Annotated in this window: 11 protein-coding genes and 1 tRNA gene; 9 read left to right on the forward strand and 3 right to left on the reverse strand. The window is 67.0% G+C overall.

Features of this window, described 5'->3' with window-relative positions:
* Positions 1–31: 31 nt before the first annotated feature.
* The 4 genes from polA to LK535_RS12270 all read left to right on the forward strand — a co-directional run bounded on the left by polA (position 32) and on the right by LK535_RS12270 (position 5,165).
* The gene (polA, locus tag LK535_RS12255) at positions 32–2,812 is read left to right on the forward strand and encodes a DNA polymerase I (protein WP_227772185.1); all 2,781 of its coding nucleotides are present in this window, start codon (positions 32–34) and stop codon (positions 2,810–2,812) included.
* A 9-nt stretch (positions 2,813–2,821) separates the two neighbouring features.
* Positions 2,822–3,070, forward strand: coding sequence for a hypothetical protein (locus tag LK535_RS12260; RefSeq protein WP_227772186.1), 249 nt, complete (start codon positions 2,822–2,824; stop codon positions 3,068–3,070).
* On the forward strand, positions 3,067–4,584 hold the full coding sequence (locus LK535_RS12265) for a lipopolysaccharide biosynthesis protein (protein ID WP_227772187.1): 1,518 nt from the start codon (positions 3,067–3,069) through the stop codon (positions 4,582–4,584). Before LK535_RS12260 ends, LK535_RS12265 begins: the two co-directional genes overlap by 4 nt.
* Positions 4,585–4,682: 98 nt before the next feature.
* Positions 4,683–5,165 carry a PaaI family thioesterase gene (locus LK535_RS12270; protein WP_227772188.1) on the forward strand — a complete coding sequence of 161 codons (483 nt, stop codon included), beginning with the start codon at positions 4,683–4,685 and terminating at the stop codon, positions 5,163–5,165.
* 12 nt (positions 5,166–5,177) lie between these two features.
* On the opposite strand, the gene LK535_RS12275 is transcribed toward LK535_RS12270, so the two are convergent.
* Positions 5,178–5,252 (reverse strand) — tRNA-Thr (locus tag LK535_RS12275).
* A gap of 88 nt (positions 5,253–5,340) precedes the next feature.
* On the opposite strand from LK535_RS12275, the gene LK535_RS12280 reads away from it, so the two are divergent.
* The gene (locus LK535_RS12280; RefSeq protein ID WP_227772189.1) at positions 5,341–5,493 is read left to right on the forward strand and encodes a hypothetical protein; all 153 of its coding nucleotides are present in this window, start codon (positions 5,341–5,343) and stop codon (positions 5,491–5,493) included.
* A gap of 60 nt (positions 5,494–5,553) precedes the next feature.
* On the opposite strand, the gene LK535_RS12285 is transcribed toward LK535_RS12280, so the two are convergent.
* On the reverse strand, positions 5,554–7,356 hold the full coding sequence (locus tag LK535_RS12285) for an aminopeptidase P family protein (RefSeq protein WP_227772190.1): 1,803 nt from the start codon (positions 7,354–7,356) through the stop codon (positions 5,554–5,556).
* Positions 7,357–7,544: 188 nt separating this feature from the next.
* Between LK535_RS12285 and nadB the strand changes: the two genes are divergently transcribed.
* The 4 genes from nadB to LK535_RS12305 all read left to right on the forward strand — a co-directional run bounded on the left by nadB (position 7,545) and on the right by LK535_RS12305 (position 12,507).
* The gene (gene nadB, locus LK535_RS12290) at positions 7,545–9,125 is read left to right on the forward strand and encodes an L-aspartate oxidase (protein ID WP_227772191.1); all 1,581 of its coding nucleotides are present in this window, start codon (positions 7,545–7,547) and stop codon (positions 9,123–9,125) included.
* Between the two features lie 121 nt (positions 9,126–9,246).
* Positions 9,247–10,362, forward strand: a complete 1,116-nt coding sequence (locus LK535_RS12295; RefSeq protein WP_265334218.1) for a serine hydrolase — start codon at positions 9,247–9,249, stop codon at positions 10,360–10,362.
* A 46-nt stretch (positions 10,363–10,408) separates the two neighbouring features.
* Positions 10,409–11,413: a threonine aldolase family protein gene (locus tag LK535_RS12300; RefSeq protein ID WP_227772193.1), complete on the forward strand. Its 1,005-nt coding sequence runs from the start codon at positions 10,409–10,411 to the stop codon at positions 11,411–11,413.
* 176 nt (positions 11,414–11,589) lie between these two features.
* Positions 11,590–12,507, forward strand: coding sequence for a DMT family transporter (locus LK535_RS12305; RefSeq protein WP_227772194.1), 918 nt, complete (start codon positions 11,590–11,592; stop codon positions 12,505–12,507).
* On the opposite strand, the gene LK535_RS12310 is transcribed toward LK535_RS12305, so the two are convergent.
* Positions 12,417–13,232: an NAD(P)-dependent oxidoreductase gene (locus tag LK535_RS12310; RefSeq protein ID WP_227772195.1), complete on the reverse strand. Its 816-nt coding sequence runs from the start codon at positions 13,230–13,232 to the stop codon at positions 12,417–12,419. The genes LK535_RS12305 and LK535_RS12310 overlap by 91 nt on opposite strands.
* Positions 13,233–13,273: the final 41 nt, after the last annotated feature.

Below are 13,273 nucleotides of genomic sequence, written 5' to 3' on the forward strand. Positions count from 1 at the left end.
CCGGGCGCAGCGATCCGCTAAGCGGCGCAACATGCCGCACCTTTACCTCGTCGATGGCTCGAGCTTCATCTTCCGCGCATACCACGTGCTGCCGAAGCTCACGAACAAGCACGGCGAGCCGGCCGGCGCCGTTTATGGCTACACCACCATGTTGTGGAAGCTGGCCAACGATCTGCACAAGGCCGATGGCCCCAGCCACCTGGCGGTGATCCTCGACAAATCCGAGCATACGTTCCGCAACGAGATGTTCGACCAGTACAAGGCGCACCGTCCACCGGCGCCCGAGGATCTCAAGCCGCAATTCCCGATGATCCGCGACGCGACCCGCGCCTTCTCGCTGCCGTGCATCGAGGAAGCCGGCTGGGAAGCCGACGACCTGATCGCGTCGTACAGCAAGGCGGCGCTGGCGCAGGGCTGGCAAGTGACGATCGTCAGTTCCGACAAGGACCTGATGCAGCTGCTGACCGAGCCGGGCATCGACATGCTCGACACGATGAAGGACAAGCGCTTCGGCCCCGAGGACGTGGTGGAGAAGTTCGGCGTCGGGCCGGACAAATTGGGCGAAGTGCTGGCGCTGATGGGCGACAGCGTCGACAATGTGCCGGGCGTGCCGGGTGTGGGCCCCAAGACGGCGGCGAAGCTGATCCTGGAGCATGGCAGCGTCGAGGCGGTGCTGGCCGCCGCGCCCGAGATGAAGAAGGGCAAGCTGCGGGACAATCTGATCGAGCATGCCGAGATGGCGCGGCTGAGCCGCAAGCTGGTCGAGCTCGCCTGCGACGTGCCGCTGCCGCATCCGCTGGAGGAGATGGCGCTCGACGGCATCCCGGAGGCGCCGCTGCGCGCGTTCCTAGAGCATCATGGCTTCAAATCGCTGCTGACGAAGCTGGCGGCGGAGCAGAACGAGGGCGTGGACCCGACGCCGCCCGAGCCTGCCGGCGTGCCGCACGAGGAAGATCCGCCGTGCGACCATGACGGATACGAGACCGTCATCGACGAAGCGGCGCTCGACCGCTGGATCGAGGCGGCGCGGCACCAGGGCTGGGTGGCGATCGACACCGAGACGACCGCCAAGGACCCGATGCTGGCGGAACTGGTGGGCGTGTCGCTGGCGCTGGCGCCGAACCGCGCTTGCTACGTGCCGCTGGGCCATGTCGGCGAGGGCGGGGCGAGCGACATGTTTGCGCAAAAGCCGGCGCAGCTCGACCGCGACGTGGCGCTGGCCAAGCTGAAGCCGCTCCTGGAGGACGCGTCTGTCCTGAAGATCGGGCACAATCTGAAATATGATCTGATCGTGCTGGGGCGGCTTGGGCTGGGGCTTGCGCCCTATGACGACACGATCGTGATGAGCTTCGACCTCGATGCGGGGCTTCACGGGCACGGCATGGACGAGCTGGCCGCAACCCACCTGTCGCACAGCTGCATCGCCTACAAGGACGTGACGGGCACGGGGAAGAAGGCGATCGGCTTCCACGAAGTCGATCTGAAGGCCGCGACCCGCTACGCCGCGGAGGATGCGGACGTGACGCTGCGACTGTGGCGCCGCTTCCGCCCGAGGCTGCCGATCGAAAGCGTGACGCGGGTGTACGAGATGGTCGACCGGCCGCTCGTCGCGGTGATTTCGCGGATGGAGCGCCACGGGATCAAGGTGGATCGCGAGCGGCTGGCCGGGCTGTCGCAGGAATTCGCCACGCAGATGGCGGAGCTGGAAGGGGTGATCCACGGCATCGCCGGCGCACCCTTCACGATCGGCAGCCCGAAGCAGCTGGGCGATGTGCTGTTCGAGAAGATGGGCATCAAGGGTGGCCGCAAGGGCAAGAGCGGCGTCTATTCGACCGACGTCAACGAGCTGGAGCGGATTGCCGCGGACAAGGACTCGCCCGGCAAGGAGATCGCCGCGCGGGTGCTCGACTGGCGCCAGCTGTCGAAGCTGAAATCCACCTATACCGATGCGCTGCAGGAGCAGATCAACCCGGCGACGGGCCGCGTCCACACCAGCTATTCGCTGACCGGCGCGCAGACCGGGCGCCTGTCATCCACCGACCCTAATTTGCAGAACATCCCGATCCGCACCGAGATCGGCCGGCAGATCCGCGACGCCTTCGTCGCCGAGCCCGGCAACGTCATCCTGGCGGCGGACTATTCGCAGATCGAGCTTCGGCTGGCGGCGCACATGGCGGACGTGCCGGCGCTGAAGGAAGCGTTCGCGCGCGGCGACGACATTCACTCGCTGACCGCGCAGGAGCTGTTCGGCACGGTCGATCGCGACACCCGCGGTCGCGCCAAGACGATCAACTTCGCGATCCTCTACGGCATCAGCCGCTGGGGCTTGGCCGGCCGCCTCGACGTGACGGCGGACGAGGCACAGGCGATGATCGACCGCTATTTCGAGCGTTTCCCGGGCATCAACCGCTATATCGCCGAGACGCTGCAGGCGGTGCGCGAGCAGGGCTTCACCACCACATTGTTCGGCCGCAAGACGCATTTCCCGCGGATCAGGAGCAAGGTGCAGCACGAGCGGCAGGGCGCTGAGCGTGCGGCGATCAATGCGCCGATCCAGGGCACGAGCGCGGACATCATCAAGCGCGCGATGGCGCGGATGGAGCCGGCGCTGGCCGAGGCCGGGCTGACCGGCACGCGCATGCTGCTGCAGGTGCACGACGAACTGGTGTTCGAAGTGCCCGAAGGCGAAGTCGACGCGGCGAAGCCGGTGATCGAGCGCGTGATGGCGACCGCAGCCGAGCCGTCGGTGAAGCTGGACGTGCCGCTGGCGGTGGAGATCGGCACCGGCGCGAGCTGGGGGGCAGCGCACTAGGAGCGTACTATGGCCTATCGCGACAACTTACAGCTCTGGGTCCGAGAGGCACTTGGCGAGCTTGGCGGCGAGGGATCAATCCTGGCCGTTTCGAAACTTTTGTGGCGGGATCACGAGAACGATTTTCGACAGGCTGGAGACGCCTTCTACAAGTGGCAGTATGACATGCGCTGGGCTGCTCAGGAGCTGCGCGACAACGGCAAGCTGACCGTCCGTAAGGAAGGCAGCTCAAGCATCTGGGTGCTCAAAGGCCAGTGACCGAAACGTCGAAGGATATTGCGCAGCTTGCCAAGGGCGGGCGCACCAATGTCGCTGGGTTTATCCTGCGGCTGGCGGCGCGCATCCCGTTCCTGTTCATTGCCGGGCGCCTTTATGGCCCGGAGCTGGTCGGGCGGTTCGCCATTGCGGTGGTGGTGGTGGAACTGGCGGCGCTGCTGGCGACGCTTGGCCTGAAGCGCGGGCTGGCGCAGGCGCTGAGCCGCACCGATCGGCCGCACGTGCATGTCGTCGCCGACGGGCTGGTGGTCGCGGCGCTGTTGTCGCTGCTGGCGAGCGCGGTTCTGTGGACCTTCCCCGAGGTCATGTACCCCAATACGCCCATCGTGGGGCTCGACCGCTGGCTACCGCTGATCGTGCTGGCGATCGCCTGGTCCGACGTGAGCCTCGCGGCGCTGGCCTATCGCCACGATGTGAAGGCGGCGGTGACGGCGCGGGCAGTGGTGGAGCCGTGGACGATCTCGATCGCGGCCTGGGTATTCTCCTTCTTCACCACGCGCGATGGCCTGGTGCTGAGCTATGTCGCGTCGATGATCGCGGCGCTGATCGCCTCGATCGTGCCGCTGGTGCGCAGCTACGGCCTGCCGCGTGGCTGGTCCCCGCATGTGCGCGGGCTGCTGGCGATGATCCGCGACAACGTGCCGCTGGCCGGGGCGGATGCGTTCGAATGGGGCACGCGCAACGTCGACCGCTTCATCCTGGGCGTGATGTTCGAGCCCAAGATCGTCGGCATCTATTACATGGCGCAGCAGGTCGCGAGCCTGCCGCAGAAACTGAAGACGTCGTTCGACCCGATCCTCGGCCCGGTGATCACGCAGAGCCTGGCGGTGAACGACCGGGCGGCGATCGCGCGGCAGGTGCGGCAGGTGGCGTTCTGGATCATCGCGGCGCAGGGCTGCCTCACCCTCATGGGATCGATCCCTGGCGAGGCGGTGATGGGGATCGTGGGGCCGCAGTTCGTCGCAGGCACGGCAGCGCTGGTGTTCCTGCTGACGGCCGAGGTGCTGGCCTCCACCGGGGCGGTTTGCGAAACCGCGCTGGTGTACACGGCGCGACACCGCAATCTCCTCATTTCGGCGGTGATGCTGGCGTTCCAGATCGGGCTGAGCTTCGCGCTGATCTTCTGGATGCGCGGGCTTGGGCTGCCTGCGGCCTACCAGGCAGCGGCACCGGCGATTGCCCTGATGATCAGCCTTGCGCTGACGTCGGTGATCAAGGCGTGGCTGCTGGGGCGGATCCTTGCCGCACCAGTGTCACCGTTGCGCTGGCCATTGGTGTGGGCAACGCTGGCGGCGATCCTGGTTGGCGCCGCCTTCACATCGCTTCCGCACCGGCTGGAGTGGGTGGAGGTCGTGGTCGGCATTCCGGCGATTGCCGGCGTTTATCTCTTCATCCTGTGGCGCTGGGCGTTCGGTCCGGCTGATCGCGCGCTGTTCGGCAAGATGCCGAGTGCGGAGGAGGCGACGTTGCCGAACGTGGGCGCGCCCGCCCGCTGAACTCCGCGGCCCCACATCGGCAGGCTTGACCCCGCCGGCCGCTTTCCTCTTCTGCGCGCAGCGACAACACCGGCGCGGGCCGGGGGCAGCAGAGGAGGATGATCCTGGATACCACCACAGCAACCGCCGGCGTGAAGCTGACGCCAGTGACGGACGGGGAGTGGCAAGGCTGGCTGCGCTGGCCAGGCACCGATCCGTTCGAGGATCACACGGGACCATTTTTCGCGCGTTATGATGCGGACGGCACCATTGAGTGCGGCTTTCGCCCGCAGGCGAAGAACCGCAACGGCGGCGGCAATGTCCATGGCGGCGCGCTGCTGACCTTTGCAGACTTTTCGCTGTTCATGATCGCCTCGGCCGTGCTGCCGGAGTTTCATGGCGTGACTGCGACGCTGAACGCCGAGTTCGTTGGTGGCGCGCGGCCTGATCGCCTGCTGACCGCGCGGGGCGAGGTGGTGAAGGCAGGCCGCAGCCTGATCTTCGTGCGCGGCACGATCGACGACGAAGGCGATGCGGTGATGAGCTTTTCCGGCGTGATCAAGAAGATCAACAGGAACCGGGAAAGCGGCCAGCCCGGCTGACGGGAAGAAAAATGGTGCTGCCGGTGAGGATTGAACTCACGACCTCAGCCTTACCAAGGATGCGCTCTACCACTGAGCTACGGCAGCACTCGACCCGCTGTTCACAGGCGAGGGCGCCCTAGAGACGAGCGGGAACGGATTGTCAAGGCGTTATCACGAAGCGATAGCGGCGTTCATGGAAAGCAAGGACGAACGGGACGCCCGCCGGGCCGCCGCGCTGCGGGCCAACCTGCGGCGGCGCAAGGCGCAGGCGCGGGGCACGGCAGGCGCCCCGGCCAGCGATGGCGAGGCACATCCACCCGAGTCGAGCGGGACGCCTGCCGAATAGCGACTCGGTTTGCGGGAGGCGGCGGCCGGCTGAACACTGCCCACCACCGCCCGGCCGCATTCAGGCCGCAACGATCGGCGCGCACCGTTCGATGAGCCAGACGCGATCGTCACCCTCCAGCACGGGGGCAAGCGTTTCGGCGACGCGGGCGTGATAATCGTTCAGCCAGCCGAGTTCCGCCGGCGTCATCAAGGCAGGATCGATGAGGTCGCGGTCGATCGGCGCAAGGGTGAGCGTTTCGAACGCAAGCATCGTGGATTCACCACCCGCGATGTCGCGCTCCTCGACCAGCAGCAGGTTCTCGATGCGGATGCCGTACTCGCCCGCCTTGTAATAGCCCGGCTCGTTGGAGAGGATCATGCCGGGCAGCAACGGCTCCGACGGTCCACTACCGGGATAGCTTGGCTTGGCGATGCGCGCCGGCCCTTCATGCACCGACAGATAGCTGCCGACGCCGTGGCCTGTGCCGTGCGCGAAATCGAGCCCCGCCTGCCACAAGGGAAGCCGCGCGAGCGCGTCGAGCTGCGCGCCGGTGGTGCCATGCGGGAAGACGGCGGTGGCCAGCGCGATATGCCCCTTCAACACGCGGGTGAAGCGATCGCGCATTTCCGCCGTGGGCGTGCCGATCGGCACTACGCGGGTCACATCGGTGGTGCCGTCCACATATTGGCCGCCCGAATCGATCAGGTAGAGCTGGCCCGGCTCGATCGGCAGGCTCGACTCCTCGGTAACGTGATAGTGCGGGATCGCGCCGTGCGGGCCAGTGGCCGAGATTGCGTCGAACGACAGATCCTTCAGCACGCCGGTGTCGCGGCGGAACTCCTCTAGCTTCGCCGCTGCCGACAGCTCAGTCTGACCGCCCTTGGGTGCTTCGATCGAGATCCAGCGCAGGAAGCGGGACAGCGCCGCGCCGTCGCGAATACTGGCGGCGCGGTGGCCGGCGCGCTCAACCGCGTTCTTCGTGGCGCGCGGAATGACGGTGGGATCGCGCATCGCCACCACCTCACCGCCACCGGCCTCAATGGCGAGCGGGATGGCGGCAACGGAGAGCGCGGGATCGACCGCCACGCGCTTGCCGGCGAAACGGCCGAGGGCAGCGCCGAACGCATGCCGGTCATGAACCCGGACGGCGTTCCCGAGATGCTGGGCCACGGCGTCCGTCATTTTTTCGGGCGCGACGTAGAGATCGGCGGTGCCGTCGGCGTTCACCACCGCATAGGCGAGCGCGACGGGCGTGCGGGACACGTCGCCGCCGCGCACGTTCAGGAGCCAGGCAATCGATTCCAACGACGCGAGCACCACGGCATCTGCCTGTTGCTCGGCAAGCCAGTCGGCGACGGCGGCACGCTTTTCCGCGGAGGAGCGGCCGGCGTTGGCGTCGTCGTGGACGCTGAGCTGCGCGTCCGAGCGCGCGGGCTGGTCGGGCCACACGGCATCGACCGGGTTGGTGTCCACCGCGACAAGGGTGGCGTTGATGGCAGCAAGCGCCTTTCCGGCCTCATCCACCCAGGCACGGGTATGCAGCCAGGGATCATAGCCGATGCGCGCGCCCTGCTTGGCGTGGCCCGCCAGCCAGGTGGAAACGCTGGTCTCCGGCACGCCCACGAACTGCCAATCGTCGCCCGACACCTGTTCGCGCACTTGCAGCGTGTAGCGGCCATCGGTGAAGATCGCGGCCTCGGCAGGCAGCACCACGGCGGTGCCTGCCGATCCCTGGAAACCGGTGAGCCAGGCGAGCCGCTGGGCATAGGCGCCGACATATTCGCTCATGTGCTCATCGGTTAGCGGCACGACGAAGCCGTCGAGCTGCTGGCGCGAAAGCTGGTCGCGGAGCGCGGCAAGGCGGGCGGAATGGGTGGACATCGTCTTCCTTCGGGCCTGTCGTTGCGTTCATGCCCGAGCCTGCCGCAGCGGCGCCCGTTGACGGGGGAGGGCGGGCGCAATCGCCGGCGGCTGGTTCGGAACGAACGGTTTGGTTGCGCGCCCGATATGGCAGGTTCGCGCGCTTCGTGCCATGCAGGTCCGATGCTCCGCTTCTTCTCGCCAGACGCATGACCAGCAGCGACGTCCTGATCGTCGGATCCGGCGCCGCCGGGCTTACCGCAGCGCTCAACCTCGCCGATCGCTTTCAGGTGACGGTGCTTGCCAAAGGGGCGCTCAACGAAGGCTCCACGGCATGGGCGCAGGGCGGTATCGCCGCAGTGCTGGAGCCGGGCGACACGTTCGAAAATCATGTCGAGGACACGATGGTCGCGGGCGCCGGGCTCAACGACCGCGAGATCGTGGAGTTCGTGGTCGAAAATGCGCCCGCCGCGATCGCGCGCCTGCAGAAGCTGGGTGTGCCGTTCGCGCAGGATGGGGACGCGCTCCACCTGACGCGCGAAGGTGGGCATTCGCACCGCCGCATCGTGCATGTCGACGACGCCACTGGCTGGGCGGTGCAGGAAGCGTTGCAGAAGGCGGCGGAGGCACATCCCAATATCACTCTGGTGCCCGATCAGGTCGCGATCGACCTTGCCACCAGCCGGCATGAGGAGCGCTATTCCGGCGCTGGGAATGTCTGGGGTGTCTATGCGGTGGATCGCAGGACCGGGCGCGTGAACCTGTACACCGCGCGGGCGACGATCCTCGCCACCGGGGGGGCGGGGCGCACGTATCTGTTCTCCACGGCGCCGCGCGGCGCAACCGGGGACGGCATCGCGATGGCATGGCGGGCGGGCTGCCGCGTCTCCAACATGGAGATGATGCAGTTTCACCCTACCTGCCTCTACAATCTCGACGTCAAGAACTTCTTGATCACCGAGGCGGTACGCGGCGAGGGCGGGCGGCTGATCAATCCGCTGAACGGCCACCGCTTCATGGTGGATTATGATGCCGAGCGGCTGGAACTGGCGCCCCGCGACGTGGTGGCGCGGGCGATCGACGCCGAGATCAAGCGCTACGGCCTTGATTACGTCCATCTCGACATCAGCCATCAGCCTGCCGATTTCGTGCGCGGGCACTTCCCCAATATCCACGACAAGCTGATGGGGCTGGGCATCGACATGACGATGCAGCCCATTCCCGTCGTGCCGGCGCAGCATTACACCTGCGGCGGGATCATCGTGGATCGCGACGGGCGCACTGACCTGCCCAATCTCTATGCGGCCGGCGAGTGCACCGAAAGCGGGCTGCATGGCGCCAACCGGCTCGCGTCCAACTCGCTGCTGGAATGTTTCGTGTTCGGCGAGGCTGCAGCCAATCACATCGCCGCCTGCTGGGACGATCTGCGCCCGGTGCCGCCGATCCGGCCGTGGGATGAAAGCCGCGTCACCGATTCGGACGAAGAAGTCGTGATCAAGCAGAACTGGACCGAGATCCGGCGCTTCATGTGGAATTACGTCGGCATCGTGCGCACCACCAAGCGGCTTCAGCGGGCGCAGCACCGCATCAAGATGCTGACGGGCGAAGTGGAGGATTATTACGGCCACTTCCGCGTGACCCCGGACCTGATTGAACTGCGCAACCTGTTGCAGACTGCGGAGCTGATCGTGCGTTCGGCGCTGCACCGGCAGGAAAGCCGGGGGCTCCACTACACCCTCGATTATCCGCAAACACTTGATGTGCCCGTAGATACCGTTCTGGTTCCGTAGTCGCCGACTCCTCTGGTCGCGCGTCAGGCGCGGTTCACCGCAGAGCCGGTAAGTGCCGGTTTTCAATGGTGACTTTTGGGATAGCCTGTTTGCTCACGACTGCTCGGGGGCACAGCGGACGATGATCGGACGATTGATCGCTGGAGTGGCGCTGCTTTCACTGAGCAGTTGCGGTGTCGACGAGCGTCCCTCGCATGCCGCCGGGCCGGTGGCCCCGGCGCCCGCCTATGTCGTTGCGATCCCCGTGCCCAAGCCGACGCCGCTGCCGGTGAACCGGGCGCCGCGGGCGCTGGAAGCATCGATCAGCCAGCTGGTGCGCGAATTCCCCGGGATTGCGGGCGTGGCGGTGCGTGCGGTGGACGAAGGGTGGACCGTGGAGGCGGGGGGGCGGCGGCCCCTGCCGCAACAAAGCGTAAGCAAGCTGTGGGTCGCGATGACGGTGCTCGATCAGCGCGACGCCGGCCGGTTGCGGCTTGACGATGCGGTGACGCTGACGCCGTCCGACCTGACGGTTTTCCACCAGCCGATCGCTTATCTGGTGAAGAACGGCGTCTGGAACACCACGGTCGGCGACCTGTTGCACCGCGCGCTGACGCAGAGCGACAATACGGCGAACGATCGGCTGCTGACGCTGGTGGGCGGGCCGTCCGCGGTGCGCGCCTTCATTGAGCGCAAGCAGCTGGGCGAGATCCGCTTCGGACCGGGCGAGCGGATGTTGCAGGCGAAAACGGCCGGGTTGACGTGGGACCAGTCGATGAGCGTCGGCAACACGTTCTCGATCATGCGCGCCCGCCTTGATCCTGCCGTGCGTCAGGCGGCCTTGCAGGCGTATATCGACAATCCCCCCGATGGCGCCGCCCCGCTGGCCATTGCCGACGCGCTGGCGAGGCTGGCCCGTGGCGAGCTGCTTTCCGAAACCTCGACGCGCCTCTTGATCTCCACCATGGAATCCAGCCGCACCGGGCGGGCGCGGCTGCGGGCGGGTGCGGCGCCCGGCTGGACGCTGGCGCACAAGACGGGAACCGGGCAGGAACTGGGCCGACGCAACGCAGGGTTCAACGATGTCGGCCTGCTGACCTCGCCCGAGGGTCGCCGCTACGCCGTGGCAGTGATGATTGGCGATACCCAGCGGCCGATGCGCGATCGTCAGCAGCTGATCCAGGCGGTGGCGGCCACCGTTACCGGCTATCGCGGGCCGGCGATCGCATTGCGCGAGGCGGACGAGCCGGAAAGCTGATCTGTATCGATTGACGAGGCGGAGTGGCCGCAGCAAGGCGCCGGGCATGCGCTTCTTTTCCGACAACGCCGCCCCCGTCCATCCCGCCGTTCTCACCGCCGTTGCCCAGGCGGATGTGCTCGACACGGCATACGATGGTGATCGCTGGTCCGGCATGCTGGACGCGCGATTGTCGGCGCTGTTCGAGACGGAGGTGGAGGTGCTGTGGGTACCGACGGGTACGGCGGCGAACTGCCTCGCGCTCGCCGCGCTCTGCCCGCCGCATGGTGCGGTGCTGTGCCACCATGACGCGCATATCCAGAATGACGAATGCGGCGCGCCGGAATTCTACACCCATGGTGCAAAGCTGCTGCTGGCGGACGGCGAGGGCGCGAAGCTGACGCCTGAAAGCCTCACGGCGCTGCTGGCGACGATCCGCACCGATGTTCACCAGGTGCAGCCGCATGCGATCTCCATCACCAATGCGACGGAATATGGCCTCGTCTATCAGCCGGCAGAGGTGGCAGCGATCGGCGCGCTGGCGGCCGAGCGTGGCCTCGCGCTGCACATGGACGGCGCGCGCTTCGCCAATGCAATGGTTCACGCGGATTGCTCGCCCGCTGACATGACGTGGCGCGCGGGCGTCACGGCGCTCAGCTTCGGCTTCGTCAAGAACGGCGGTATGGGCGCCGAGGCCCTGGTGTTCTTCAAGCGCGGGCTGGTCGAGGCGAGCCGATATCGCCGCAAGCGGGCGGGCCTGCTGTTTTCCAAGGGCCGCTATCTCGCCGCGCAGATCCTCGCGCTGCTGGAGGAGGACCGCTGGCTGGCGAATGCGCGCAACGCGAACGAGGGCGCGGCGCTGATCGCAGCCGCCGCCGGCACGCGGCTGGTGCATCCGGTGGAGGCGAACGAAGTGTTCCTTCGCGTCACCGCGGAGGAAGCGGCATCGCTGCGCAGCAAGGGCTTCGACTTTTACGATTGGGGTCCCGGCGAGGCGCGGCTGGTGGTGTCGTGGAACCAGCGGGCCGAGGATATCCGGCCGCTGGCGGAGGCGATCGCGGCGCTGGGGTGACCCATTCGCCGGGGCTGTCGGCGCCATCCGGCGGCCTTGTCCCGGCGTTCACGGCATGCGGAATGGCCGGGCGATGGAGCAACGGGTCCGCGGATGCAGGATCACCCCTGTGCTGAGTAGCGCCAACTGACCGACTTGGCGTTGTTTTTCTGATGGCGGCGGCATAGCGCACGATCATGACCGCCCAACCTCCCCCGCAATCGACACGCGCCCGCGTGCTGATCCCCTTCGGGATCGTGACGTTGATCTGGGGATCGACCTGGCTGGTCATTCGCGATCAGCTTGGCGTGGTGCCGCCGTCGTGGTCGGTCAGCTACCGCTTTCTGGTGGCCGGGCTGGCGTTGTTCATCTGGGCGGCGATCCGGCGGGAGCCGGGTATGATCGACGCGCGCGGGTTTGCCTTCGCCGCCGCACTGGGCCTTGCGCAGTTCGTCCTTAACTTCAACTTCGTCTATCGCGCCGAGCAGTTCATCACCTCGGGCCTCGTGGCGGTGGTGTTTGCGCTGCTGCTGATTCCCAACTCGCTGTTCGGCCGGATCTTCCTGGGGCAGCGGTTGGGACGGCAGCTCGTCATTGGCTCCGCGATTGCGATGGCGGGCGTCGCGCTGCTGTTCATCCACGAGATCCGCAGCGATCCCAACGGGCCGACCGCCTCGCTGGTGGGGATCGGCCTGACCTTATGTGCCATCCTGTCCGCTTCGAGCGCGAATGTGATGCAGGGTACGGAGACGGCGCGGGCCTATCCGATGCTGCGTACCACGGCCATTGCCATGCTCTTGGGCGGCACATTCGATGCGGTGTGGGCGTGGTTCACGGTGGGTCCGCCGGTGATGGAGTGGCGGCTCGGCTATGTCACCGGGATCCTGTACCTCGGGATCTTCGCCTCAGCCTTGGCCTTTCCGCTTTATTTCGGGGTGATCCGCATCATCGGGCCGGCCAAGGCGGCTTATTCCAGCGTCATCGTGCCAGTGATCGCCATGGCGCTGTCGACGATGTTCGAGGGCTATCGCTGGTCGCTTTTGGCGGCGGCCGGCGCGGCGCTGGCCGCAGCTGGGCTCATTGTCGCGCTCACGGCGCGCAGGCCCAATCGGTAATCGGGATAAAGCGGGCGCCAGCCGAGCACCCGCTTTGCCTTTCCATTCGCGACACGCCGGTTCTCCGCATAAAAGGCGCGGGCGGCGGGCGACAGGCTCGCCAGTTCGACAACTGCCGGTGGCGGTACGCCCAACATGGCGGCGGCTTGCTCGATCACGCAATCCTGGCTGGTCGGCAAGTCATCAGCGAGGTTGTAGGCGCCCGGCGGCGCAGTGAAGCCGGCGACGACGCCACTGGCGATGTCGGCCACGTGAATCCGGCTGAACACCTGATCGGCAAGACCGGTGCGGTGGGCGGTGCCGGCAGCAACCCGGTCCAGTGGCGAGCGACCCGGTCCATAAATGCCGGGCAGGCGGAAGACGCGCGCGCCGTGCGCGAGCCAGGCGGCGTCCGCCGCATTGCGCGCCGGCCGGCGACCACGGATAGGCGCGCTTTCGTCGACCCATGCGCCGCCAGCGTCGCCATAGACGCCGGTGGAGGAGAGATAGCCGAGCCAGCGTCCGTCCAGCGCATCGCCATAACGGGCGAGGACGGGGTCATTCTCCCCCGGCGGCACGGAGGAGAGAACGTGCGTTGCAGCGGCAAGGCCGGCGCGGACCGCGGCATCATCGTCGAACCGGATCGTGCCGGCGCGACCATCGCGCGTGGTGGCGAGGATCGGCCAGCCGCTCGCATCGGCGATCGCGCTGGCGGCATAACCGAGGCCGAAGATGAACAGGCGCATGGGGCCTGTTATCGCAGCGATGAGCGTTGCGTCACCCCATC

This window comes from Sphingomonas sp. IC4-52 (genome assembly GCF_020707225.1).
GTDB lineage: Bacteria > Pseudomonadota > Alphaproteobacteria > Sphingomonadales > Sphingomonadaceae > Sphingomonas.